The organism is Bacillus halotolerans (assembly GCF_004006435.1).
Lineage (GTDB): Bacteria > Bacillota > Bacilli > Bacillales > Bacillaceae > Bacillus > Bacillus halotolerans.
This window is the reverse complement of the sequence record NZ_CP029364.1, coordinates 1,579,007-1,602,890: the sequence shown is the minus strand read 5'-3', so window position 1 is coordinate 1,602,890 and position 23,884 is coordinate 1,579,007. Positions and strand designations below refer to the sequence as shown.

24 protein-coding genes and 1 pseudogene are annotated in these 23,884 nt (G+C 45.0%); 13 read left to right on the top strand and 12 right to left on the bottom strand.

Annotation, left to right across the window (positions count from 1 at the left end; all coding sequences use genetic code 11):
• Window positions 1–35: 35 nt before the first annotated feature.
• From DIC78_RS08170 to DIC78_RS08150, 5 genes are all read right to left on the bottom strand, one after another.
• Window positions 36–683 carry a YczE/YyaS/YitT family protein gene (locus tag DIC78_RS08170; protein WP_024120192.1) on the bottom strand — a complete coding sequence of 216 codons (648 nt, stop codon included), beginning with the start codon at window positions 681–683 and terminating at the stop codon, window positions 36–38.
• 123 nt (window positions 684–806) lie between these two features.
• The gene (tcyC, locus tag DIC78_RS08165) at window positions 807–1,550 is read right to left on the bottom strand and encodes a cystine ABC transporter ATP-binding protein TcyC (RefSeq protein ID WP_024120193.1); all 744 of its coding nucleotides are present in this window, start codon (window positions 1,548–1,550) and stop codon (window positions 807–809) included.
• Window positions 1,551–1,563: 13 nt separating this feature from the next.
• Window positions 1,564–2,268: a cystine ABC transporter permease TcyB gene (gene tcyB, locus DIC78_RS08160; RefSeq protein ID WP_059334481.1), complete on the bottom strand. Its 705-nt coding sequence runs from the start codon at window positions 2,266–2,268 to the stop codon at window positions 1,564–1,566.
• Complete coding sequence (tcyA, locus tag DIC78_RS08155; protein WP_106021124.1) at window positions 2,255–3,061, bottom strand: cystine ABC transporter substrate-binding lipoprotein TcyA; 807 nt, start codon at window positions 3,059–3,061, stop codon at window positions 2,255–2,257. The genes tcyB and tcyA overlap by 14 nt, the downstream gene beginning before the upstream one ends.
• A gap of 115 nt (window positions 3,062–3,176) precedes the next feature.
• Window positions 3,177–4,049: a transcriptional regulator BsdA gene (locus DIC78_RS08150; protein WP_106021037.1), complete on the bottom strand. Its 873-nt coding sequence runs from the start codon at window positions 4,047–4,049 to the stop codon at window positions 3,177–3,179.
• A gap of 88 nt (window positions 4,050–4,137) precedes the next feature.
• Here DIC78_RS08150 and DIC78_RS08145 point away from each other — a divergent pair.
• The 5 genes and pseudogenes from DIC78_RS08145 to DIC78_RS08125 all read left to right on the top strand — a co-directional run bounded on the left by DIC78_RS08145 (window position 4,138) and on the right by DIC78_RS08125 (window position 7,804).
• Window positions 4,138–4,753, top strand: a pseudogene (locus tag DIC78_RS08145) (non-oxidative hydroxyarylic acid decarboxylases subunit B).
• A gap of 2 nt (window positions 4,754–4,755) precedes the next feature.
• The gene (gene bsdC, locus DIC78_RS08140) at window positions 4,756–6,177 is read left to right on the top strand and encodes a phenolic acid decarboxylase BsdC (RefSeq protein WP_127695992.1); all 1,422 of its coding nucleotides are present in this window, start codon (window positions 4,756–4,758) and stop codon (window positions 6,175–6,177) included.
• 17 nt (window positions 6,178–6,194) lie between these two features.
• Window positions 6,195–6,422 (top strand): phenolic acid decarboxylase subunit BsdD, encoded by a 228-nt coding sequence (bsdD, locus tag DIC78_RS08135; protein WP_044161900.1) that lies wholly within the window; start codon window positions 6,195–6,197, stop codon window positions 6,420–6,422.
• Complete coding sequence (locus tag DIC78_RS08130) at window positions 6,419–6,883, top strand: pyridoxamine 5'-phosphate oxidase family protein (RefSeq protein WP_127695990.1); 465 nt, start codon at window positions 6,419–6,421, stop codon at window positions 6,881–6,883. The genes bsdD and DIC78_RS08130 overlap by 4 nt, the downstream gene beginning before the upstream one ends.
• Window positions 6,884–6,958: 75 nt before the next feature.
• The gene (locus DIC78_RS08125; protein ID WP_106022281.1) at window positions 6,959–7,804 is read left to right on the top strand and encodes an alpha/beta fold hydrolase; all 846 of its coding nucleotides are present in this window, start codon (window positions 6,959–6,961) and stop codon (window positions 7,802–7,804) included.
• Window positions 7,805–7,839: 35 nt separating this feature from the next.
• Here DIC78_RS08125 and DIC78_RS08120 read toward each other — a convergent pair whose 3' ends face one another.
• Window positions 7,840–9,318, bottom strand: a complete 1,479-nt coding sequence (locus DIC78_RS08120) for a peptide MFS transporter (protein WP_044161897.1) — start codon at window positions 9,316–9,318, stop codon at window positions 7,840–7,842.
• Window positions 9,319–9,597: 279 nt separating this feature from the next.
• Between DIC78_RS08120 and DIC78_RS08115 the strand changes: the two genes are divergently transcribed.
• Entirely contained in the window at window positions 9,598–11,352 is a 1,755-nt protein-coding gene (locus DIC78_RS08115) for a right-handed parallel beta-helix repeat-containing protein (protein WP_106021031.1), read from the top strand.
• Window positions 11,353–11,368: 16 nt separating this feature from the next.
• Here the strand turns inward: DIC78_RS08115 and DIC78_RS08110 are convergent, their stop codons facing one another.
• The gene (locus DIC78_RS08110) at window positions 11,369–11,590 is read right to left on the bottom strand and encodes a YczF family membrane protein (protein ID WP_024120204.1); all 222 of its coding nucleotides are present in this window, start codon (window positions 11,588–11,590) and stop codon (window positions 11,369–11,371) included.
• 126 nt (window positions 11,591–11,716) lie between these two features.
• Between DIC78_RS08110 and gerKA the strand changes: the two genes are divergently transcribed.
• From gerKA to DIC78_RS08095, 3 genes are read left to right on the top strand one after another with little or no spacing between them, the layout of a single operon-like run.
• Entirely contained in the window at window positions 11,717–13,345 is a 1,629-nt protein-coding gene (gene gerKA / locus DIC78_RS08105) for a spore germination protein GerKA (RefSeq protein ID WP_127695988.1), read from the top strand.
• On the top strand, window positions 13,335–14,558 hold the full coding sequence (locus DIC78_RS08100) for a Ger(x)C family spore germination protein (protein ID WP_127695986.1): 1,224 nt from the start codon (window positions 13,335–13,337) through the stop codon (window positions 14,556–14,558). The genes gerKA and DIC78_RS08100 overlap by 11 nt, the downstream gene beginning before the upstream one ends.
• Window positions 14,559–14,580: 22 nt before the next feature.
• Complete coding sequence (locus DIC78_RS08095; protein WP_101863982.1) at window positions 14,581–15,705, top strand: endospore germination permease GerKB; 1,125 nt, start codon at window positions 14,581–14,583, stop codon at window positions 15,703–15,705.
• A gap of 102 nt (window positions 15,706–15,807) precedes the next feature.
• Here DIC78_RS08095 and DIC78_RS08090 read toward each other — a convergent pair whose 3' ends face one another.
• Together DIC78_RS08090 and DIC78_RS08085 are read right to left on the bottom strand one after the other, a co-directional pair.
• Entirely contained in the window at window positions 15,808–16,488 is a 681-nt protein-coding gene (locus DIC78_RS08090; protein WP_103671922.1) for an ABC transporter ATP-binding protein, read from the bottom strand.
• Window positions 16,489–16,503: 15 nt separating this feature from the next.
• Window positions 16,504–17,958, bottom strand: coding sequence for an ABC transporter permease (locus DIC78_RS08085; protein ID WP_106022285.1), 1,455 nt, complete (start codon window positions 17,956–17,958; stop codon window positions 16,504–16,506).
• Window positions 17,959–18,170: 212 nt separating this feature from the next.
• Here DIC78_RS08085 and DIC78_RS08080 point away from each other — a divergent pair, with 212 nt between their 5' ends.
• The 4 genes from DIC78_RS08080 (at window position 18,171) to phrC (ending at window position 21,688) form a co-directional block, all read left to right on the top strand.
• On the top strand, window positions 18,171–18,854 hold the full coding sequence (locus DIC78_RS08080) for a two-component system response regulator YclJ (protein WP_127695984.1): 684 nt from the start codon (window positions 18,171–18,173) through the stop codon (window positions 18,852–18,854).
• Window positions 18,841–20,265 carry a two-component system sensor histidine kinase YclK gene (locus DIC78_RS08075; protein ID WP_101860980.1) on the top strand — a complete coding sequence of 475 codons (1,425 nt, stop codon included), beginning with the start codon at window positions 18,841–18,843 and terminating at the stop codon, window positions 20,263–20,265. The genes DIC78_RS08080 and DIC78_RS08075 overlap by 14 nt, the downstream gene beginning before the upstream one ends.
• Before the next feature lie 168 nt (window positions 20,266–20,433).
• Window positions 20,434–21,582, top strand: a complete 1,149-nt coding sequence (gene rapC, locus DIC78_RS08070; RefSeq protein ID WP_024120212.1) for a response regulator aspartate phosphatase RapC — start codon at window positions 20,434–20,436, stop codon at window positions 21,580–21,582.
• Window positions 21,566–21,688 carry a phosphatase RapC inhibitor PhrC gene (gene phrC, locus DIC78_RS08065; protein WP_010333023.1) on the top strand — a complete coding sequence of 41 codons (123 nt, stop codon included), beginning with the start codon at window positions 21,566–21,568 and terminating at the stop codon, window positions 21,686–21,688. Before rapC ends, phrC begins: the two co-directional genes overlap by 17 nt.
• Before the next feature lie 104 nt (window positions 21,689–21,792).
• Here phrC and DIC78_RS08060 read toward each other — a convergent pair whose 3' ends face one another.
• The 3 genes from DIC78_RS08060 to DIC78_RS08050 form a co-directional block, all read right to left on the bottom strand.
• Window positions 21,793–21,885: a YjcZ family sporulation protein gene (locus DIC78_RS08060; RefSeq protein WP_024120214.1), complete on the bottom strand. Its 93-nt coding sequence runs from the start codon at window positions 21,883–21,885 to the stop codon at window positions 21,793–21,795.
• A 146-nt stretch (window positions 21,886–22,031) separates the two neighbouring features.
• Window positions 22,032–22,142 carry a YjcZ family sporulation protein gene (locus DIC78_RS08055; RefSeq protein WP_106021023.1) on the bottom strand — a complete coding sequence of 37 codons (111 nt, stop codon included), beginning with the start codon at window positions 22,140–22,142 and terminating at the stop codon, window positions 22,032–22,034.
• Between the two features lie 152 nt (window positions 22,143–22,294).
• The gene (locus DIC78_RS08050) at window positions 22,295–23,659 is read right to left on the bottom strand and encodes an aspartate kinase (protein WP_095714086.1); all 1,365 of its coding nucleotides are present in this window, start codon (window positions 23,657–23,659) and stop codon (window positions 22,295–22,297) included.
• Between the last annotated feature and the right edge of the window lie 225 nt (window positions 23,660–23,884).

The window sequence follows — 23,884 nt, the reverse complement described above, 5'->3', positions numbered from 1 at the left end:
AGAAAATAAAAAAACAAAGCCGAAGCGGCTTTGTTTTAGTGTATAGGCGGAGTTGCTTTCACAGCGGCTGTCCGCCTTGCCACAGCATAATTCAGCAGCTGGATTGACTGCGGCAACGAAAAGCGCAAAATGATACCGGTGAGGATGGCGGTCAAAATTGTACCTAAACCGATCGGACCGCCCATGCCCCATGCTGCAAACAAAATTGTTATTTCCATGCCGTTCCGCACCCATTGCACATTCCAGCCGGTTTTTTCTGTAATCAGCATCATCAGTGAATCACGCGGCCCCGCGCCAAGGCCCGCTGATACATAAACACCGACGCCGTAGCCGATCAGCAGCACGCCGAGAGAGAAGACGATGACGGAGCCTGTGTAGGTGGAGGGGGCAGGCAGAAGAAAATTGAAAAAATCTATAAAAACACCAATGAGCACCATGTTCAGGATCGCCCCAATTTTTGGCCAAGCCCTCGTAAACAATGACGTGAATCCGACGATGAGCGCTCCAATAATGATGGACCACTGGCCGACGGTAAGCCCGAAGTGCTGAAACAGGCTGTAATGAAATGCATCCCACGGACTGATCCCCAGCGTTTTTCCTTCTATCGTAAGGGATACACCAAAAGACAAAATAAGCAGACCGGCAAAATAAAATGTCCAGCGCAGAACAAGTTCTCGCTTCACGTGAAGTCCCTTCTTTCGTAAAAATCAATCGATTGTCATTGTAGCATATCTGACAAAAGGGCGGAATAGGCGAAAGGGGCTCAACAAAAAACAGGGCCGCCGGCAGGCGCCCTGTTTTGGGTTTTACAACGGGTTCAAAATCCGATTCAAAAACCGCTGGGTTCGTTCTTCTTTTGGAGCAGAGAAAATTTCCTCAGGCGGCCCCTGCTCCACGATGACGCCGCCGTCAATGAAGACGACTTCGTCCGCCACTTCCTGGGCGAATTTGATTTCGTGGGTAACAACGACCATGGTCCAGCCTTCATTGGCTAAATCCTTGATAACCTTCAGTACGTCACCCACAAGCTCAGGGTCAAGCGCTGAGGTCGGTTCGTCAAACAGCATCAGCTCAGGCTGAATTGCCAGTGCACGGGCGATGCCGACGCGCTGCTGCTGGCCTCCGGAAAGCTGGAACGGATATAAATCCATTTTGTCCTTCAATCCGACTTTATCAAGAAGCTGAATCGCTTCTTTTCTGACTTCCTCTTTGTTTCGTTTTTGCACCTGAACAGGGCCTTCCATCACGTTTTCAAGGGCTGTGCGGTGAGGGAAGAGGTGATACGCCTGAAACACCATTCCCGATTTCCGGCGGAGCTGAAGGATATCCGACTGCTTCACTTTCTTTGAAAAATCGATGGAGAAATCATCAAATGCAAGCTCCCCGCGATTCGGGATCTCCAGCGCGTTCAGACAGCGAAGCAGCGTCGTTTTCCCTGAACCGGAAGGCCCAAGTATAGCGATGACTTTTCCTTTTTCTATCTTCATATCTATCTTTTTTAAAATTTCATTTTGACCGAATGATTTATTTAATCCTTTAACGGAAAGCATACTCGGAACCTCCTTATTTGGCCACGTAGCGGTCAAGACGCCGTTCGATGACATGCTGGACGAGCGAAAGCAAGAAGCAGATAATCCAATAAATAAAGGCCGCTTCAATATAAATGACTAAAATCTGGTCGAGATTGCGCGCGCCGATTTCCTGAGCTTTTCTGAACAGCTCAGCGACGAGAATCTGAGATGCAAGAGATGTATCTTTGATCAGGCTGATAAAGGTATTGGATAATGGCGGGATTGACACACGAAACGCCTGCGGTAAAATGACGCGGAACAGCGTCTTCTGGTGTGTCATGCCGATGGTATAGCCAGCTTCCCATTGCCCCTTCGGCACGGATAAAATAGATGCCCTGATGATTTCAGATGCATAGGCGCCGACGTTTAAGGAAAAGGCAATGACTGCGCTTGGAAATGGATCTAGTGTAATGTTAAAGGCCGGGAACAGATAGAAAATGATGAACAATTGAACGAGAAGTGGAGTGCCGCGTACGGCGGATACGTATACGCTGAACACCCATCTCAAAGGTCTCACTTTCGACATTCTGGCAAGCGCCGTAATCAGCGCCAGTATCATTCCGAATATAAAGGAAAGAATCGTAAGGGGAATCGTATAGTAGATTCCCCCTGAAAGTATCGGCCAGAATGACTGCTGCACCAGATCCCACGGGATCGCCGTGCCAAGCGTCAGTGCCGGTATATTATTTAGAAACATCTTCGCCGAACCATTTTTTAGAGATTTTAGAAAGAGTCCCGTCCTCTTTCATTTCTTTTAATGCTTTGTTGACTTGGTCGACAACCTCGCCGCTTCCTTTACGGAACGTGAAATACGTTTCCTGCGGATCGCCTGTTTCAAACGCGATTTTTACGTTTTTGTTGCCTGATGTTTTTAAATAGTTTAAAACGGCAAGCTTATCGTTGTACGTCATGTCGACGCGGCCTTGCTGGATCATTTGAAGGGCCTGCGCCATGCCTTCAACGCCTTCTACTTTCGCGCCGGCATTTGTAGCTAGTTTGTTATAGTTGCTTGTCAGTGATTGAGCTGACGTTTTTCCTTTTACGTCTTTTTCAGACTTAATATCGTTGTTGTCTTTTTTCGTCACGACAACGGCTCTTGATGTTGTGTATTTGTCTGAGAAGTCATATTGGTTTTCACGATCTGTTTTTCCGACTTGGTTGGCAACGACGTCAAACCGTTTGGAATTCAGGCCGGCAAACATACTGTCCCACTGTGTTTCCTTGAATTCGGCTTTCAGTCCAAGGCGTTTTGCGACTTCTGTGATGACTTCCACGTCATAGCCAGTCAGCTTGTCAGTGTCTTTGTCATGATAAGTGAACGGTTCGTACGTTCCTTCTGTACCGACTGTCAGTACGCCTTTTTTCTTAATTGAAGCCCAAAGATCGCCGTTTTTTCCGTTATCTTTTGACTGATTGTCATTTCCTGCTCCGCAAGCTGCGAGAACTGCAATGCTTACGACCATGAATAAAGCTAAAAGTGCTTTTTTCATTCTATTCCCCACTTTTCTGATTAATTTTGTTGAAATGAAAAAATAGCTTACAAATCTAAAGGATAACTTTTTTTTAGTATGAGTCAAGTATTTGGTTTTCATGAGACAAAAACACTTAAAATAAATTCAAAAATTGCTGTACCGGTTTTGGCAAATAACTGTCAGTTCTCCACATGACAGCCGGTGTCATAACGAAGGGATTGTTTTCGATTTTAACTGTGTGAATGTGGTTTCTCATATGAACAGGAATCATGGTGACGGGCAGAATGGACGCGCCAAATCCTGATGAGACGAGACTGAGCAGTGTTACTGAATCGTGGCATTCACAAACAATACGCGGCTCCAGCTGAAGACGCTGAAATTCATTCATGACCTGGTTATAAACGCCTTTTCCGTTCACAGGCCGCAGCAGAATCAGCGGGAAAGAAGGGATATCCTCCATTTGAATGGTGTCTCCGCATGTATACCCGGCATCATCAGAAAGAACGAGCACACATGGAATTTCGTCAAGCTTTTTAAATTGGACGGTATCGCTTTTTATCATGGTTGTCGTGACAGCGGCGTCGATTTGCCGGCTTTCCAGCAGCTCTAACAGCGTTGCCGGTTCGTTCTCCCAAATATTAAAGGTGAGGTGCGGATATCTATCTTTCATTTGCGTCACTTTCTCAAGCATAAGAGCGGCGCAATAAATCGTCGAACCCACAGCCAGCGTGCCGGCAACCTCCTCCCTCAGCTCTTGTACCTCAATGACCGCATCTTCAAACCTGTGCAGAATCTCTTTGGCTCTTTTGAGAAAAATGCTTCCTTCATATGTAAGAGTCATTTGTTTTTTCTTATTGCGGTCAAACAATACAACACCCAGCTCATCCTCCAGCTGTTTGAGCTGCCTGCTTAGCGGCGGCTGCGCCATATGGAGCTTTTTGGCGGCAGAGGTGATCTTTTGTTCTTGGGCAATGGTAATGAAATATCGCAGCTGACGAATGTCCAAAGAAGGGCCTCCTTTTATATACCTTTTAGGTATTGATTATAGATTTAACGAATATTTTTCATATGGATATATCAGGAGTATGATTGAAATGAAGACAGAATTCAAGCGTAAAGGAGGGGCGAAATTTGAAACTCGTTGTCGGAATGACAGGGGCAACAGGGGCTATCTTCGGTGTCAGGCTATTAGAATGGCTGAAGGCGGCGGAAGTGGAAACCCATCTCGTTGTGTCTCCTTGGGCTAACGTTACCATCAAACATGAAACAGGCTACACGTTAAAAGAAGTTGAAAAGCTGGCCACATACACATACTCGCACAAGGACCAGGCGGCGGCCATCTCCAGCGGCTCGTTTGATACCGATGGCATGATTGTGGCGCCGTGCAGTATGAAATCGCTTGCGAGCATCCGCACCGGGATGGCGGATAATCTGCTGACTCGCTCGGCGGATGTCATGCTGAAAGAGCGGAAAAAGCTCGTTCTCTTAACAAGAGAGACACCTTTGAACCAGATTCATCTCGAAAATATGCTTGCACTCACAAAAATGGGGACGATTATTCTTCCGCCGATGCCGGCGTTTTATAATCAGCCGAGCAGCTTAGAAGAAATGGTCGACCATATTGTATTCAGAACGTTGGACCAATTCGGCCTGCGCCTTTCTGAGGCAAAGCGCTGGAATGGAATTGAAAAACAAAAAGGAGGAGCTTGATGATGGCTTATCAAGATTTCAGAGAATTTCTCGCTGCCCTTGAAAAAGAGGGACAATTGTTAACGGTGAATGAAGAGGTAAAGCCTGAGCCTGATCTGGGAGCAGCTGCACGGGCAGCCAGCAACCTCGGCGATAAAAGCCCTGCACTGCTATTTAACAATATTTACGGCTACAACAATGCGCAAATCGCGATGAATGTCATCGGCTCTTGGCCGAACCACGCAATGATGCTCGGACTGCCGAAAGATACACCGGTGAAAGAGCAGTTTTTTGAATTCGCGAAGCGATATGAACAGTTTCCGATGGAGGTCAAACGCGAAGAAACAGCGCCATTTCATGAAAATGAAATCACAGAGGACATCAATCTGTTCGATATCCTGCCTCTTTTCAGGATTAACCAAGGAGACGGCGGTTACTATTTAGACAAAGCATGCGTCATCTCTCGTGATCTTGAGGACCCTGAAAACTTCGGCAAACAGAATGTCGGCATATACAGAATGCAGGTAAAGGGAAAAGACCGCCTTGGCATACAGCCTGTGCCGCAGCACGATATTGCGATCCATCTGCGCCAAGCGGAAGAACGCGGCATTAATCTTCCGGTCACGATTGCGCTCGGATGTGAACCGGTCATTACAACTGCGGCATCCACTCCGCTTCTCTATGACCAATCCGAATACGAAATGGCGGGAGCAATCCAAGGAGAACCGTACCGCATCGTAAAATCAAAGCTGTCTGACCTTGATATTCCATGGGGAGCAGAAGTTGTGCTCGAGGGAGAAATCATTGCCGGAGAACGTGAATATGAAGGGCCATTCGGTGAATTTACAGGGCACTATTCCGGCGGACGCAGCATGCCGATTATCAAAATTAACCGCGTGTATCACAGAAACAACCCGATTTTTGAACATTTATACTTAGGCATGCCGTGGACAGAATGTGATTACATGATCGGCATTAATACTTGTGTGCCGCTGTATCAGCAGCTAAAAGAAGCGTATCCGAATGAAATTGTGGCTGTGAACGCCATGTACACACACGGTTTAATCGCGATTGTATCAACAAAAAACCGCTACGGCGGATTTGCGAAAGCGGTCGGCATGCGCGCGCTCACAACCCCGCACGGACTAGGCTACTGCAAAATGGTTATCGTTGTCGACGAGGATGTCGATCCATTCAATCTGCCGCAGGTCATGTGGGCGCTCTCTACAAAAATGCACCCGAAACACGATGCGGTCATTATTCCGGATTTATCAGTCCTGCCGCTTGACCCGGGATCAAATCCATCAGGAATCACGCACAAAATGATTCTTGATGCCACAACACCTGTTGCGCCGGAAACAAGAGGCCATTATTCACAGCCGCTTGATTCTCCATTAACAACAAAAGAATGGGAACAAAAACTAATGGACTTGATGAATAAATAAGGAAAGGATGATTCGACATGCATACATGTCCTCGATGCGATTCAAAAAAAGGAGAAGTCATGAGCAAATCGCCTGTAGAAGGAGCATGGGAAGTCTATCAATGCCAAACATGTTTTTTTACATGGAGATCATGTGAACCGGAAAGTATTACAAATCCGGAAAAATATAATCCGGCCTTTAAAATCGATCCAAAAGAAACAGAAACAGCGGTTGAAGTTCCCGCTGTTCCGGAACGAAAGGCCTGATTGGCGTGAACCAACTATCAGACCGTCTCTTTGAGCTGCTTGACGGGGAACGTCTGAAAGAAAAGCAGCATGAAGCCTTCGTTCTGCAAACGGTATCGGAGGACGGCTGGCCGCATGCCGCTATGATCAGCGCCGGAGAAATCATCGCCCTGAATCGGACGGATATCCGGATCGCCCTGTGGAAAAACACAGAGACCGCGGGAAATATCCTTCGAACGGGACAAGCCCAGCTTACTGCATGGTGGAAAGGAGCCGCTCATTACGTAAAACTGCAATGTGAGCCGCTCCCGCCGCTGAACGATGCGGTTTATGACAGGGAACGCTTTGCCTGCCGTATCGCTTCAGCTAAGGAGGATGTTGCAAAGTACGCTGATATAACTTCCGGTGTCAGGATACAGCTTCACAATGCTGAAGAGGTGCTGAACAGATGGGAAGTAACGCTTGAGGAATTAAAACGATAAATGAAAGAGCCTGACGCCATGCGTCAGGCTTTTATTAGTATAATGAACCATATAAAGACAAAGGGGGCGTGAGGAATGGGCACAAAGGGGATCTGTTATTCAGACGGTTTTGATTTATCTTATTGTATTGAAGGAGAGGGCGCGCCGATTCTCGTGATCGGCAGTGCGGTTTACTACCCGCGTCTATTTCATCAGGATATCAAACAGAAATATCAATGGATATTTGCCGATCACAGGGGTTTTGCCAAGCCGGCGCGGGCGCTGCGGCCGGAAGATCAAAGCCTGGATGCAGTTTTGGACGATATTGAAGCGATAAGACGCTATCTTCAGCTTAAGGATTTTATCATCATGGGACATTCGGGGCATGCGTTTATGGCATTAGAATACGCCAGAAAGTACCCTGAGCATGTGCGAAAGGCCGTGCTCCTCAATTCAGCGCCTGATAACAGTCAAAAGAGACAGCGAGACAGTGAAGCGTTTTTTAGGGAAACAGCCAGCCCTGAGAGAAAGAAACGTTTCGAAAAAGATATTGCAAGTTTAGCAGGTGACATAGAAAAAGATCCTGAAAGGCGTTTCGTGCACATGTGCATTCGCGCTGAAGCGAAAAGCTTTTATAAAGAGAGGCCGAATGCGGCAGCTTTATGGGAAGGTGTTGACACCAATATGCCGATCATAGATGAATTATGGGGACATACATTCGCGCAGATGAACCTCATACAGCGGTTAGCAGACGTTCAGGTTCCTGTCTATATCGGTTTAGGCAGATATGACTATTTGGTTGCTCCTGTATCATTGTGGGATGCCATTGACGGTATATATCCGCATGTGAAGAAGGTCATCTTTGAAAAGAGCGGGCACCAGCCGATGCTGGAGGAACCGCAGACCTTCGGGCAAAGCTTAATGGAATGGATAGAAAAATAAAAATCCCGCAGAGCTGATCTGCGGGATTTTCTTTATTATAAGATACCTTTCATCGCACGTTTGATGATCGGTGAGATCAGCAGCAGAATGCCGCCGAGTATGATAGAAATCAAGCCGATGGTACCGAAGTACGTTGTTTCAGGTATTTTATCAAACAACCCGGCTACTTGGGCATTGATCGCTTGGGCTGCTGCGTTAGTCAGAAACCACATACTCATTGTCTGTGCAGAGAATGCAGCTGGCGCCAGTTTTGTTGTCACGGATAAACCGACTGGTGACAGGCACAGCTCTCCAAGCACGACAAGCAGGAAGCTGAGAACGAGCCACAGCGGGCTTACGAGTGCTTCTTTCCCTTGCATAGCCGGGAATACCATAATGATAAATGACAATCCGGCTAAAATAATTCCGATTGAGAATTTAACTGGTGTAGATGGCTGGCGTTTGCCAAGCTTCATCCAAAGCCATGCGAAAATTGGCGCAAAAATGACGATAAACAAGGGGTTTAATGATTGGAACCAAGATGACTGAAGTTCTATTCCGCCCAATGAAAGTCTTATGCGTTCATCAGCGTATACCGCAAGAATGGTCGCTCCTTGTTCCTGAATGGCCCAGAACATGACAGCACCGATAAACAAAGGAACGTAAGCGGCAAGACGAGATTTTTCTGTTTTGTCCGCTTTTTTGCTTGTAAACATGATGATGAAATAAATAACAGGAATCAAAATACCGAGAATACTTACAAGGTCGATGAAACGGTTGATCGTCAGCACGCCTGTTTGTACAGAGATCATCACTGCGATCGCCACAATGATAACACCGATTCCGGTGCCAATTGCAGATTTTTTAGACAGCGGATTCGGCACATTTGAACCTGCAGGTCCGAGGTTTTTCTTTCTTGTCAAAGCAAATACGATAAGTCCAAGAAGCATTCCGACCGCGGCAGCTCCGAAGCCGAGATGATAGTTGTACTTCTGTCCGAGTGTTCCGACAATTAACGGCGCGAGTAAACCGCCGAGGTTAATCCCCATGTAGAAAATACTGAAACCTGAGTCGCGGCGCGGGTCTTCTTTCGTGTAAAGATCTCCAACGACGCTCGAAACGTTTGGTTTTAATAAGCCTGTTCCGATAATGATAAGCACCATGCTGATATAGAATGCTATCGCGCTGCCCGGATAGGCGAGTGCAATGTGGCCGAACATAATAAATATGCCGCCGTAAAACACGGTGTTTGCGGTACCGAATACCCGATCAGCGAGCCATCCGCCAATAATAGTGGACATGTATACGAGTGATCCGTAAATCGACATAATGGCAACCGCAGTGCCTTTGTCAAAGCCAAGCCCTCCGTTTACCGTCTCTGTATACAAATAGTAAAGCAAGATTGCTCTCATTCCATAGTAAGAGAAACGCTCCCAAAATTCGGTGAAAAATAGTGTAAATAGTCCTCGCGGGTGACCAAAGAACCCTTTTTGCGGGACGCTTTTAATGATACTTTCGTTATCAATCGAAGCCATGTCAGCCAAACCCTTTCTTAAAAAAGTGTATTATAAAAATCATATTCTTATATAATACTTGTGTCAATATAAATTATACTCATTTCAAGAAGTTCCAGAATGGAAAAACTATAAAGGTAGAAAGTAGTGAGTTTTTCCTGTTTCTTATGTTTCGTTTTGTTACATTTTCTAACGATAGTATTTCTTTATACTTTTTTAATAAAATTTTAGAGAAATGTACAAGCAGATCGGGCTGCCGCGAATATCATGGTAACAATCATGCGGGAGGAGGTTGGATCATTGGCTGAATTCATCTTGAATGCAGCAGATTTCGGTATTTCAGGGGACGGAAAAACGGATTCGACAGAACTGATTAATCAATGCCTCAGCGCGGCTGTTTCAAAGGGGTACCATACAGTCTGGTTCCCGAAAGGAACATATTTAATTGACGGGACGCTTGGAGGGGATGCGAACCAGGTGTTTCGCAACGCTGGGATTATTGTTCCCGGCAATCTTAATATCGTCATGGACCCTGAGTGTATCATCAAAGTCATTCCGAACAGCTCCTGGGGGTATTCTGCATTTTATGTAGGCAAGCAAGAGAATATAACCATTTCCGGTGGACAAATTATCGGCGAGCGCGACGAGCATACGTATGCGTCCGCGGGGATAAGGTCAACCCATGAATGGGGCTTCGGCATTTGTATTGAAGGGTGTTCGAATGTTGTTATTGATGATGTCAACATTTCTGATTTTACTGGAGATGGGATCATTATCAGTCCGCGGGGCTTAAAGACAAATAACGATTATCGAACATCAGAGCACATTACCATCCGCCGCTGTAAGGTTCGGCGATCGAGGAGAAATAACATTTCGATTACCGGATGTGACACAGTCACGGTGGAGGGCTGCGTGATTGAAGATGCCGGAACGGGAAATGGAACAGCGCCGAAATTCGGAATTGACATTGAAGGATATGGTGAAGGAAATATTGATTATGAGGAACCGCTCAATGTCTCGATTCGAAATAACTATTTTAATGGAAACGTTTCAAGTTCTGTGACTAATTTTAACGGGTACGGCATTTCAATAGAAGGAAACCACTCAGACAATACGATCAGCTATGGGTACGGCACTCAAACGGTCATTAAGGGGAATATTCTCAGAAGGGCGGAAGACGCGGCTGCGGCGCCTAGAGTCGGGATTACCGGATTGGGTGTTTCACAAGGAAAAGAAAGCAGTGATGCAGTGATCGCCGGCAACCTCATTACCGGATTTTCAACCGGAATTGATGTCAGAGGAAAGAGCGTTCTTGTCACGAACAACAAAATCAGCAATTTTGAAAACACAGGGATATTGGTTTATCAGTCTTCCGACGTAAAGGTAGACGGCAACCAGATTCAAAACGGGCTGTCTGAAACAAGGCGCAGTACCGGCCTTCGAGCGGTGCTGTCTGATAATACCGCATTTCTGAATAACTGTCTTATTCAAGTCATCGACGGGGTGAACATTTCAGGAGGCGATATGATCATTAAAGACAATGTGCTGAGAAAATTCAGCCGCGGCATTTGGATCGCTCAAGGAAGCGCGTTGATCGAAGGAAATACGCTTAACCCCGACGCGTTTGAAGCGGCCCTTGAATCGTATGCCGTTTCTGTCACAAACAATGCTGGCGCAATCATTAAAAACAATACATTTAAGAACTTTAAAAATTACCCGATTTACTGTACGACAAGTGCAAAAACCTCTATTATCGGAAACCACTTTGAAAGATCTCCTCTTTTAGTGACCATCTATATCAGCACCGGCGTTCATGACATTTTTGATAACACCCTTTCAGTCAATAGAACAGCCGGCAGACCGATTGTGATTTATCTCAACGGCTCCTCAGGCTCTATCATTTCAGGAAACACCATCAATAATCTCTCCGCAAGCACGGCGGTGGCCATTCAAACGGACACCTCAACCAATTCCACCATCATCGGAAATCGAATCATCAAAGGAACCATCACCAACAACAGCGGAGATAAGGTAAACGGCAATATGATCGTCTGAACAAAAGCGCCTCGCTCTAGGGGCTTTTTTTGTTCGATTTATAGATCACGAATATCTCTCTCACCAATAGCAAAACAAAAAATAAAAGCATCATCCATTCCGCAAACGATGTCATCTTGAAGCTGGACATATTATTATAAATGGCTTTTCCCAAACTGAATCCTTGAAGCATGTCCATGAAAACTGAAATCACCAACAAACAAATTAATAAAACAGCCGTTATGCCTAATATTTTCATCCTTCATCACCCTCCGCTTTTAGTGTCTATCTTTATGAGAGAGTTATACCCGCTCGCCAGTCACATGCATAATCTTAAGGCTGACAGGAAGAATATGAGAAAACGATAAGGAAAGGTATTTTGTGTATGCCGTCATTTTTTAAGCAAAAGAAAAATACCGAAACGAAAGACAGCCAGAAACAAGAAGATAAGAATCAGCAGAAGAAAGAAGAAGGGCCGATTCTGGCTTCTTCAAGTTTGGCGAAAAATGTGGCGGACATGAAGAAGAAAGTCGGAAGCAGCTCTGATGTCATTATTCGGGAAGTGAAAGCAGGGGAACAGGATGAAGTTCACCTGGCCATTATTTATATCGCGGGTTTGGTCGATAATAACACGATACATGAATCGTTAATCGAGCCTTTGATTCAGGATCAAACCATCCAAAATGCCCATGCGCTAAAGCAGATCCTTGAAAAAACGCTTCCGCTGGGCGGAGTAAAAGCTGAAAAGAGCTGGGACAAGCTGTTCACTGAATTGATGCTTGGAAATGCGCTGGTTTTTGCGGACGGTTCTGATGAGGCGCTTATCTGCAGCACCCAGGGGGGAGAGCACCGTTCCATACAAGAGCCGAGCACCCAGGTGTCATTCCGGGGCCCGCGCCAAGGGTTTACAGAGTCTTTGCAAACCAATATTTCCATGATTCGGCGATACATTAAAAATCCCAATGTATGGGTCGAAAAAATGAAAATCGGTTCTGTGACAAATACGGATATCGCGCTGATGTACATTCACGGCATTTGTGATGAAAAGGTGCTGAAGGAAGTGAGGCAGCGCCTGAAAAAAATAGACATTGACAGTATTTTAGAATCCGGATACATCGAGCAGCTGATCGAAGACGAAACGTTTACGACGTTTCCGACCATGTATCACACGGAACGCCCTGACGTCGTCGCAGGAAATCTATTAGAAGGAAGATTTGCAATCGTTGTGGACGGAACACCGTTTGTTCTGATTGCCCCAGCCTTATTTATTCAATTTTTTCAGTCGGTTGAAGATTATTATTCACGCTTTGACATTGCGACAAGTATACGGATTCTGCGGATATTTATCTTTTTTATTTCACTTGTCGCACCGGCTGTTTATGTGGCAGCCACGACGTTTCATCAGGAAATGATTCCGACACAGCTGTTAATCGTCATTGCTGCCCAGCGGGAAATCGTTCCTTTTCCGGCCGTTGTTGAAGCCATCACAATGGAGGTTGCTTTTGAGATTCTCAGGGAAGCTGGGGTCAGACTGCCGAGGGTTGTAGGATCGGCTGTTTCCATTGTAGGCGCGCTTGTTATCGGCCAAGCTGCTGTTCAGGCTGGTATCGTGTCTCCGGCTATGGTCATCATCGTTGCCATAACGGCCATTGCCAGCTTCGCAACGCCGGCGTTTGCCATGGCGATATCTGCCCGCCTCATTCGGTTTATGTTTATCATTGCTTCTGCCGTAATGGGTTTTTACGGGCTGGTATTAGGGATTATTATGATGTTTGTTCATTTATGCAGTCTGCGTTCCTTTGGTGTTCCTTATATGTCGCCGCTTGCGCCCTTTTCTTCACAAGGCGTGAAGGACACGCTGTTCCGTGTTCCTTGGTGGGCCGATCAGAAAAGACCTGAATCCATCAGCAAAAAAGATAAGGTCCGTCAGGGGAAAGACCAGCGTCCTCAGCCGGATGGTTCACGCGGAATGGTGAACAAAGAGTTGAGAGAAGGAGATCAAGATGATACGTAAACGTGTACTAGCCGTTATCATGCTTTTGAGCATCATTGTGCTGCCCGGCTGCTGGGATAAGCGCGAGCTGACAGATCTTGCGATTATATCGGCAATCGGCATTGATCGGACAAATCAAGGGAATTACGTACTGCACTTTCAGATTATCAATCCCGGAAACGTTGCCGGAGGGCTTCAGGGCGGCGGTGCGGGAGACAGGCCGCCTGTATCCGTCTATTCCATAGTAGGCGACAACATGACGGAAGCGCTCAGAAAAGCCTCTATGAAAGTATCCAGGCGGCTTTATTTTGCCCATACCAACCTGGTCGTGATCAGTGAAAAGCTGGCGAGAGAGGAAGGTTTGAATTTTGTGTTAGATAACCTTGACCGCGATACGGAATTCAGGACCACGGCAACGATTGTCATCGCCCATAAAACGAAAGCCGAAAATATCGTCAAAACGCTTACGCCGATTGATAAAATACCATCCAATAAAGTCAATAAAACACTCGACTTCACGCAAGCGCAATATGGGCGGGTGATTAAAACCAATATCCAAGATGTCTTGAAAACACTTGCCCTCACCACAGAAGCGCCGGTGATCCCCGGATACAGGATGATCGGGGATGATAAAAAAGGAGTCAGCCTGGAAAACACACAGGCGACTGACCCGCAAGCCATTCTTCAGGCGGACGGTTTGGCGGTATTCGATAAAAGAGGCCATTTAAAATATTGGATTGAAGATAAGGACAAAGCTGGGGTTGTCTGGCTTAAGAATCAAATCCAGCATACGTTTATTAATGCCGATTGGAAGAAGACAAAAGATGCGGTAAGCTTACAGGTCACGCATCAGACAACAAAGCTTAACCCGGAAATACGAAACGGCCGTCCCCGCATTCATGTTCACGTAACGGTTGAAGGCATAATAGACGCAGTAAAGTATCCATTTCATTTGTCTGACCCAAAGGTGTTAGCCGATATCGAAAAAGCACTCAACAAACAGCTGGAAAAGGAAATCAGCCATGCAGTTGAAAAGATAAAGGAACATAAAATCGACTTTATCGGATTCGGAGACACGATATACAGGAAGTATCCGAAGCAGTGGAAAAAAATGAGGGATACATGGGACAAAGAATATTTGCCTGATCTGCCTGTCGATGTAAAGGCGGAGACGTCTATCAGAAGAACGGGGCTGCGAAATAATCCGCTCAGAAACCAGCTTAATCATAAATAGGTCAAGAAAGGAGTAGTGACAGATGGAAAAAGCCAAAATCAGCATTAGGCAGCTGTTTGTCATGATGATCATTTTTGAGCTGGGCAGCTCCTTATTGATTACACCGGGAACGATGGCGGGCCGGGATGCCTGGATAGCAGTGCTATTAGGCTGTGCAGTTGGTTTATTTCTTTTTTACTTGTATCAGGGGATCTATCAATGCTATCCGGAGTTCTCTCCGAAAGAATACATGGATGATATGCTCGGCAAAAAGCTGAGCTGGTTCTTTTCGTTTCTTTATATCTTGTATTTTGCATATATTGCCGCCCGGGTGCTGCGTGATTTCGGAGAAATGCTGCTGACGTTTGCTTACCATGATACTCCGATTATCATCGTGAATGCTTTACTAATGGTGGTCAGCATATATGCCGTCAGAAAAGGAATTGAAGTGCTGGCGCGGGCGGGTGAGCTTCTCTTCGGGGCAATGTATCTATTGGGTGCGCTCGGTCTCGTGCTGATCATTGTATCGGGTTCCATAGATCTGAAAAATTTAAAACCGGTTTTAGCAGACGGGATTTTCCCTGTTATTCATTCTGTTTTTACACAAACCATGTACGTTCCGTTCGGTGAAATTGTTTTATTTGTAATGATTTTCCCTAATCTCAATGATCGCAAGAATGTCAAAAAAGTGGGGATGCTCGCTATGGTCATCAGCGGATTGGTTGTGGCGCTTACCGTAGCGATTAATATCAGTGTGCTTGATGTTGATCTGACATTGCGATCGCAGTTTCCGCTTTTAAGTACGATTCAGACAATCAAAGTGGAAGAATTTCTGGACCGGCTTGATATCTTTTTTATGCTGGCACTGATTATCGGCGGCTTCTTCAAAGTCAGCCTCTATCTGTATGCGGTGGTGGTGGGTGCGTCCACTCTTTTTAAGGAAAAAAATCCTTCACAGTTGGCATATCCAATGGGACTGGGCATACTCATCCTCTCTATCGCAATTGCCACCAACTTTTCAGAGCATTTAAATGAAGGGCTGAAAGTAGTGCCGCTGTACATTCATTTGCCCTTTCAAGTGCTGTTTCCATTATTTCTGTTTATCCTCGCTGTTTGGAAAAAGAAGAGAAGAGAGAAATCAAAGCAGGCTGAAAAACAGAAACAATAAAAAGAGCGGGGGGATGCAGCCGCCGCTCTTTTTACGTTCACTTCTATATAAAAGGGGGATTTAGGTTGCGCCCCTGTCTGCACTGGCAGAGGCGCGTTTTTGTTATACGACTGCGGCGTTTTCCGTCACAGTAAAGCTTCCTCGTGAAAGTCTGATGGTAATGTCAGATACCTTTGCAATTTGTTCATCATGCGTCACCATGATGATGCATTTATTTTCTTTGTGCGCCAAATCCTGAAAGAGCCGCACAATTTCTTTTGACGTATCCTCGTCAAGGTTTCCGGTCGGTTCATCGGCAACGATCAAGTCCGTGTCACAGCAAAACGCTCTTGTAATGGAAACACGCTGCTGCTGTCCGCCGCTTAATGTCAGCACCTTTTGCCGGGCTTGTTTTTCATTGATGCCGACCTTCTCCAGCATCTCCAAAGCATATGCTTCTTTATTCTTTTCCTTTGAACCTGTGATTTCCATGGCGGTTGTCACATTTTGAAGAGCTGTCATATATGGAAGCAGGTTGTACGCCTGAAAGACAATTGATACGTATTTATTTCTGAAATTCGTCAATCCGATTTTAGAAACAGCTTTTCCGCCATAAAGGATATGTCCTTCTTTAGGTGCGTCAAGTCCGCCTGCCAGAGACAGGAAGGTCGTTTTTCCTGTCCCTGAGGTGCCGACGATTGTATAAAATTTACCTTTTTCAAAGCTGATATTAATATCCTGAAACAAGGGCTGGCTTTTGTCTTTATACCAGTAGCCGACTTGTTGAAATTCTAATAAGCTCATTCGTTTCGCCTCTTTCTATTCCTGTTTTGTCAATATCGTTTTCGGGTGGAGCCGCAGTACTGAAATAGACGGCAGCAGCGTTGCAATGACAGCGATTAACATTCCGATTCCGCCGAGAACAAGCATATCGTTCATCGAAACTGCCACATTCAGTGAATCAATGACGTCCGCGTTTGAAGAGCTTTGGCCGAACATTCCGTGGCCCATGCCGCCCCCGCCGCCGGGCATTTGGGCGCTTGCAGTTTGTGTTGAATCAGTTGATGAACTGATCTGCTGGGATAAGAGCTGATTGCCGAGCTGGTTGGCGACCAGATTTCCAGTCACTGATGCAATGCCGATGGCCACAACTGCCACGATCAGAATCTCAGTTAAGAACTGGCCAATCAGCTTCCACCGTTTTTCACCGATAGCCATTAACACACCCATCTCATATTTGCGCTCTCTGATTGACATCATGACAATGAGGCCAAGAATGACAGCGCCTGCCACTGATACAAGGTACACAACGTTTTTAGAGAAAGAAGCTACATTTTCGATCGGGCCGACCATTTGCTGGTAAAGCTGATCGTTTGTATTTAAAGTAAACGTATCAAAGTCGATTGACGTTTTCTTCGCTGCTGTAACGAATGCATCAATATGTTCAGCATCGTCCATATCATAAACAGCTGAATCAATCGTGTTTTTATAATCGTCACCTTTCAGAGCCGCTGTTGCTGTGTAAGGTGTGTAAAGCTTATTGTAAGGATTTAAGAATGAGAAATTCTGGGCTTGGTCATCGCCTGAAGACGTTGTTTTATAAATACCGACAATCTTCAGTTTGACTGTTGTATCTTCGTCTGTTGCTGATTCTATTGTGATGGAATCCCCAACGATTACATCATTTTCTTCTGCTAATGTTTCATTGATCACTGTGACGTTTTTGCCGACATCAGATTTTGTAATCGCGCGCCCGTCTGTGATTTTTGAATCTCCGTCTGAGAATTCCTCTAACAGCGACGTGCTGATAACACCTTCAATCGAAAGATCGGCTTGAACCATTTGTTTTCCGCCTTGCATTGGAGCGCCTTTTGTATCGCTTGAGCTTGAGTCTGTGCTCGAATCACTAGAGCTTGAGCTTTCAATCGCATCGAAGTTTCCGGCGTTGGCTGAAGCTGACGTAATGAAGTTGTAGCTCTTCACATGATCAAGCGCTGTCAGCTTATTGGCATCAGACACTTTTATCGGTGTAGATTCGAAGCTGCGTTTTTCACCGCTGTCCTGCTGCTTCTCCATTTGTTTTTGGCGGTCAACTTGAAGCGTAACGCTTCCGCCCAGCTCCTGTCTGGCAAGGTCGCTGGATTTTTGAGCTGCTGACTGGATCGTGAGGCCAGACAGAACAAATATACAAATCACTGTAAACACAAATAACTGCAAAAACGTTTTTCCTTTTTTGGCCTTCATGTTCCAAAAAGCCCGTTTGATAAAATTCATTTATGTTCCTCCGTATAGGTATTTTTATAGATAAGACCGCCTGTGAGGCAGGCCCGCTTGTTGATAAATTTATAGTAGTCCAAAGGTATGAAAAAAATATGAACAATCTATTTCTAGTTGATGAAATAAAAACTAACAATTGTGAAACCCAAAATTCTCTGTATAAAATGGTGCTATTATATAGAAAAGCATCAAAACAATCGGAGGATCCAATGAAAATTTTAATGATAGAAGATAACGTAAGTGTTTGTACGATGACAGAGATGTTCTTTTTTAAAGAAGGTTTTGAAGCTGAATTTGTTCATAACGGTTTAGAGGGGTATCAGCGCTTTGCTGAAGAGAATTGGGATTTGGTGATTCTGGATATTATGCTTCCGTCTATGGACGGCGTAACCATCTGCAGAAAAATAAGAGAGACAAGCACGGTTCCGATTATCATGCTGACTGCCAGAGACACCGAATCAGATCAGGTGATCGGCTTTGAGATGGGTGCGGACGATTATGTGACGAAGCCATTCAGCCCGCTGACATTGGTTGCCCGCATCAAAGCCGTGAACAGAAGATATCAGGCGACGGGCAAGGCGGCAGCGGAAGAAGATACGATTGAATCGGAATGCTTTAAAATTAATAAAAAGACGAGAGAAGTATTTTTAAATGGGGAGCCTGTTGAAAACCTCACGCCTAAGGAGTTTGACCTGCTTTATTACCTTGTGCAGAACCCGCGGCAGGTGTTTTCCAGAGAGCAGCTGCTTGAGCAGGTATGGGGCTATCAGTTCTACGGAGACGAACGGACTGTCGATGTTCATATTAAACGGCTGCGGAAAAAGCTTGCAAGTGAGGACAGGCCTTTCCTATATACTGTATGGGGAGTAGGGTATAAATTTGATGAGGATTAAATATTTATATCAGCTGCTGCTGAGCCATGTCAGCATATTAATTTTAGCATTTGTTATCATTATTTCTCTTTTTTCTCACTTTGTGAAAGAGTTTGCCTACCAAAATAAAGTAGAGGAACTGACGTCATATGCGGTGCAGATTGCAAGCGAATTTCAAACCGGCCAGGTTGATATGCGCCGGCTGTACCCATATCAGGATATATTACGCACAAGAAAGACACAGTTTATCATCTTTAATGAAGCACAGCAGCCTTATTTTCACCCTGAAGACTTTCACCCACGGGAAAAGCTGAAGAAAGCGGAGTGGGAGAAGCTGAAAAAAGGGCAGGTGGTCATGAACAGAGCGGATGGCCGTTTTAACGATGAGGTTTCCCTTGTTGCACAGCCGATTTTTGTTAACAATGAATTTAAAGGCGCGGTACTGCTGATTTCTCCAATCAGCGGCGTAGAGCAAATGATTAACCAGGTCAACCTCTATATGTTTTACGCGATAATCAGCACGCTTGTCATTACCATTCTCGTCAGCTGGCTGCTTTCCAAATTCCATGTGAAACGCATTCAAAAGCTGAGAGAAGCAACGGATAAAGTAGCTTCCGGCGACTATGACATCCACTTGGAAAACGGCTACCGGGATGAAATCGGGGTGCTGGCGTCTGACTTTAATATCATGGCGAAAAAATTAAAGCAGTCGAGGGATGAAATCGACCGGCTTGAGAAGCGGAGAAGGCAGTTTATTGCCGATGTATCCCATGAATTAAGAACGCCGCTGACAACCATTAACGGTTTGGTTGAAGGGCTGGACAGCAATACGATTCCAGAGGAGAATAAAGAAAAATGCTTCTCGCTCATCAGTGAGGAAACGAAGCGAATGCTGCGTCTCGTAAAAGAAAATCTCGATTACGAAAAAATCAGATCACAGCAAATCACCCTGAACAAGCTTGACGTTCCGCTGATTGAAGTATTCGAAATCATGAAAGAGCACCTTGAACAGCAGGCGGAAGAAAAGCAAAATAAGCTGATGATTCAGGTGGAGGACAGCGTGATCGTTCATGCCGACTATGACCGGTTAATTCAAATCCTCGTGAACATTACAAAAAACAGCATCCAATTTACGCAGCAAGGTGACATTTGGCTGCGGGGAACAGAAGGATATAAAGAGACCATTATCGAAATTGAAGATACGGGAATCGGCATTTCAAAAGAGGATATCGAGCATATTTGGGAGCGGTTCTACAAAGCTGATATTTCAAGAACGAACACGGCGTACGGAGAATACGGCCTCGGCCTCTCCATCGTCAAGCAGCTTGTTGAAATGCATCAAGGTACAATAGACATTAAGAGTGAACAAGGGAAAGGCACAACATTCATTATCCGCCTTCCTTTACCTGCAAAACAGCAATCAATCATGTAAGGCGGCGGCATATCGTCAGATGCTGCCGCCTTCTTTCTAACAGCGCTTCGGTATTCCTTTTTTTATTGCGTGCTCCCGAAATAAAGATTGCGTGTTTTTCGGGTTAGGACAGTCTGTAAACATGATAAAATATGACATAAACAGTTTTTGATGGGAGAGGGTGAAGGAATGAAGAGCGGGGTAATTCCTTCTTCAGCGGTCGGTCAAAAAATTAACGAGTGGTACAAATATATCCGGACCTTCAGCGTGCCGGATGCCGAGGTGCTAAAAGCTGAAATCCAGCAGGAACTGAAACACATGCAGCATGATTCCAACTTGCTGTTATATTACTCACTAATGGAATTTCGCCACCAGCTTATGCTTGATTATCTCGAGCCGCTGGAGAAATTAAATATCGAAGACCAGCCAAGCCTGTCTGAATTATCACGAAATATAGACAGCAACCAAGCTGATCTGAAAGGGCTTCTCGATTATTATGTGAATTTTTTCCGCGGAATGTATGAGTTTGATAAGCGGGAATTTATTTCTGCCATTACATATTACAAACAGGCGGAGAAAAAACTTTCTTTTGTTTCCGATCATATTGAACGGGCTGAATTTTATTTTAAAATTGCGGAAGCTTATTATTATATGAAGCAAACGTACTTTTCATTGATTCATATCAAAAATGCATATGAAATTTATGTAGAGCAGGAAACCTATAATGTTCGGATAATCCAATGCCATTTCGTGTTCGGGGTTAACCTTATGGATGAGAGAAATTTTGAACAAGCCGCACGGCATTTCAAATTGGCGCTGGAGATGGCGGAAGCGGAACAAAAAGCCCAATTGGTCGGAAGAGCATTTTATAATTTAGGGCTGTGTTATTACAATCAAGACCTCCTCGACCCTGCCATTGAACATTTTGAGAAAGCGGTTTCCACTTTTGAAAACAGCAGAATCACCAATTCTCTGCCTCAAGCATATTTTTTAATAACACTTATTTATTATAAACGCGGAAAACATGAGAAGGCCTCGGAATATCACAAGAGGGGCTATGAATATGCTAAAGAAACAGACGATGCAGATTACGCGGTAAAATTTGAGTTTTTACAATCCCTATATCAGGCACAGCCCAATACAGAAGGAATCGAACGATGTTTCCGATATTTAAAAAATAAAAATATGTATGCTGATATAGAGGATTTAGGCCTAGAAGTAGCAAAATATTACTATGAACAAAAATGGTTTGAACTGTCTGCTTCCTACTTTCTTAGAGTTGAAGAGGCAAGAAAACAAATACAAAGGAGTGAAGGTTTGTATGAAATTGAAATCTAAGTTATTTGTTATTTGTTTGGCTGCAGCAGCTGTTTTTACAGCGGTTGGCGTCTCTGCACATGCTGAAGCATCCGACTTTCATGTCACAGAAAGAGGAATGACGTAAGAACCAGGCCCCTTCTCAATAAGAGAAGGGGTTTTCTTTTAAAGAAACAGCAACGCAGGATATGGACCTTACGGCGCCGCCTGATTCATGGAGATTCCTTTTTCTTAGTAGCCTCCGTTAAAAAACGCAGTTCCCACGATAATTAAGAGGATAAATAACACAACAATCAAAGCAAAAGAGTTTCCGTAACCAGACATCTGTGCCACCTCCTTGTGAGATTACTTTATGATATGCTGCATAAACGCGGCGGACAGGGCTTTCAGGATATAGATTGAAAAATAAAGAAAACAACTAAAAAACGCCGCATGACAATGATATTGTCTTACGGCGCTGTACTGCAGACTTAGAAGCCTCTTGTAAATGCAGTACCTACGATAATCAATAGAATAAACAATACAACGATCAAAGCGAAAGAACCGATGCCGTAACCGCCGCCATTAGAATATCCTGACATAAGGCTTTCACCTCCCTATGATGGATACTACAAAATGTGCGGACATGGCCGGATTGATAGGGATAATAGTGGACAAGGCAAAGAATGAACAATTCGGCTATCAAGGCGGACAATATAAAAAGCGGGCCCTGCCGCCCGCTTTTATGTATAGATTAAGAGACCAGCACACCCGCGAAAAACTCCCGGTATAATGCTTGGACGGCTTTTCTTTCTTCGGCTTCCTTTACGCCGAACATCATGCTCACTTCAGAAGATCCTTGGTTAATCATTTCGATATTTACTTTCGCCTCTGATAAGGCTTTGGCCGCTCTTGCCGTTGTGCCGACATTATGGCGCATTGCTTCTCCTACAACCATAATCAGCGCCAGATTGTGCTCGACAATGACTTCATCGGCATGAAGGTTCTCTTTAATCTGCTTCATTACGCTTCGTTCGGCCGAAGCATCCATTTGGCCCTGTCTTAAGATGATCGTCATGTCATCAATTCCCGATGGAACATGCTCATACGTCAAACCGTGTTCTTCTAGGATTTGAAGGGCTCTGCGGCCAAACCCGATTTCTCTGTTCATTAAATACTTGCTGATATAAATGCTGCAAAAGCCGGTATCGCTGGCAATGCCGACGACAGGGCCGTTAGTGTTATCGCGTTTGCTGACGACGCGTGTTCCGTTCGCCGACGGGTTGTTCGTATTTTTGATCTGTACGGGAATGCCCGCTCTGAAGGCCGGAATGAGCGCTTCATCATGAAACACTGAAAAGCCTGCGTACGACAGCTCGCGCATCTCTCTGTATGTCAGCTCGTGGATTTCCTTCGGGTTCTCAACAATGGAAGGATTAACAGAGTACACGGCATCTACATCAGTAAAGTTTTCGTACAGATCGGCCTGAAGACCGTTGGCCAAAATGGAGCCTGTAATATCAGAACCGCTCCGTGAGAATGTCATCACATCGCCATCCTTGCTGAACCCGAAAAAGCCGGGGAATATGATGAGGCCTTCACGCTCTCTCAGCTGAAAGAGATTTTGATACGATTCAGGCAGCACCTGCGCGTTGCCGGGTTCGTTTGTTACAAAAAGGCCGGCATCCTTCGGGTTCACATATTCCGCTTTCACGCCTTTGTGGCGGAAATAAGCGGCAATCAGCTTAGCGTTGTTATCCTCACCGCTTGCTTTGACTGCGTCCAAATATTGTACGGGATTGCTTTTATCTCCTTCTAAAAGCGTAAACAAATCATCACGGATTTTTTCTATAATACACGGCTCAAGCTGAAGCTCATTTGCGATCAGAGCATACCGTTCAATGACCGCTTCCGCCAGTTCAGGGGCGCTGCCGGATGATAAATACTGTTCAGCACATGCGATTAAGAGATCAGTCACTTTCGTATCCTCTGAATAGCGTTTGCCCGGAGCCGAAACCACTACAGCTTTGCGTGCGGGATCTGAGGTTACGATTTGAAACACCTTTTCAAGCTGTGCGCCTGAAGCGAGTGAGCTGCCTCCGAATTTAACGACCTTCATGTTTACATCTCCTAATGTTTAAAATTTTCACACAAATTTAGTATTTATTATCCCTCTTTCAGTTCTGTAAATCAAGGAGAAATTTCTTTGTGGAATGAACATTTGTATTTATAGAGAGGAATTGTGTCAGGTCTGATGACGAACCTGAAGCATAGTGAAGATAAATATGGTAAACAGACTAACGATTTGTGATGGGAAATGGTTTGAATGATTAGTAAAATTGAA

Excerpts from the sequence above, each read along its gene's own strand:
- DIC78_RS08055 (WP_106021023.1), bottom strand. The coding sequence starts at position 22,142 with ATGTCAGGATATTCTAATGGCGGCGGTTACGGCATCGGTTCTTTCGCT.
- tcyA (WP_106021124.1), bottom strand. The coding sequence starts at position 3,061 with ATGAAAAAAGCACTTTTAGCTTTATTCATGGTCGTAAGCATTGCAGTT.
- rapC (WP_024120212.1), top strand. The coding sequence starts at position 20,434 with ATGAAGAGCGGGGTAATTCCTTCTTCAGCGGTCGGTCAAAAAATTAAC.
- DIC78_RS08090 (WP_103671922.1), bottom strand. The coding sequence starts at position 16,488 with ATGAGCTTATTAGAATTTCAACAAGTCGGCTACTGGTATAAAGACAAA.
- DIC78_RS08120 (WP_044161897.1), bottom strand. The coding sequence starts at position 9,318 with ATGGCTTCGATTGATAACGAAAGTATCATTAAAAGCGTCCCGCAAAAA.
- phrC (WP_010333023.1), top strand. The coding sequence starts at position 21,566 with ATGAAATTGAAATCTAAGTTATTTGTTATTTGTTTGGCTGCAGCAGCT.
- bsdC (WP_127695992.1), top strand. The coding sequence starts at position 4,756 with ATGGCTTATCAAGATTTCAGAGAATTTCTCGCTGCCCTTGAAAAAGAG.
- gerKA (WP_127695988.1), top strand. The coding sequence starts at position 11,717 with ATGCCGTCATTTTTTAAGCAAAAGAAAAATACCGAAACGAAAGACAGC.
- DIC78_RS08080 (WP_127695984.1), top strand. The coding sequence starts at position 18,171 with ATGAAAATTTTAATGATAGAAGATAACGTAAGTGTTTGTACGATGACA.
- bsdD (WP_044161900.1), top strand. The coding sequence starts at position 6,195 with ATGCATACATGTCCTCGATGCGATTCAAAAAAAGGAGAAGTCATGAGC.
- DIC78_RS08095 (WP_101863982.1), top strand. The coding sequence starts at position 14,581 with ATGGAAAAAGCCAAAATCAGCATTAGGCAGCTGTTTGTCATGATGATC.
- DIC78_RS08100 (WP_127695986.1), top strand. The coding sequence starts at position 13,335 with ATGATACGTAAACGTGTACTAGCCGTTATCATGCTTTTGAGCATCATT.
- DIC78_RS08050 (WP_095714086.1), bottom strand. The coding sequence starts at position 23,659 with ATGAAGGTCGTTAAATTCGGAGGCAGCTCACTCGCTTCAGGCGCACAG.
- tcyC (WP_024120193.1), bottom strand. The coding sequence starts at position 1,550 with ATGCTTTCCGTTAAAGGATTAAATAAATCATTCGGTCAAAATGAAATT.
- DIC78_RS08085 (WP_106022285.1), bottom strand. The coding sequence starts at position 17,958 with ATGAATTTTATCAAACGGGCTTTTTGGAACATGAAGGCCAAAAAAGGA.
- tcyB (WP_059334481.1), bottom strand. The coding sequence starts at position 2,268 with ATGTTTCTAAATAATATACCGGCACTGACGCTTGGCACGGCGATCCCG.
- DIC78_RS08125 (WP_106022281.1), top strand. The coding sequence starts at position 6,959 with ATGGGCACAAAGGGGATCTGTTATTCAGACGGTTTTGATTTATCTTAT.
- DIC78_RS08060 (WP_024120214.1), bottom strand. The coding sequence starts at position 21,885 with ATGTCTGGTTACGGAAACTCTTTTGCTTTGATTGTTGTGTTATTTATC.
- DIC78_RS08110 (WP_024120204.1), bottom strand. The coding sequence starts at position 11,590 with ATGAAAATATTAGGCATAACGGCTGTTTTATTAATTTGTTTGTTGGTG.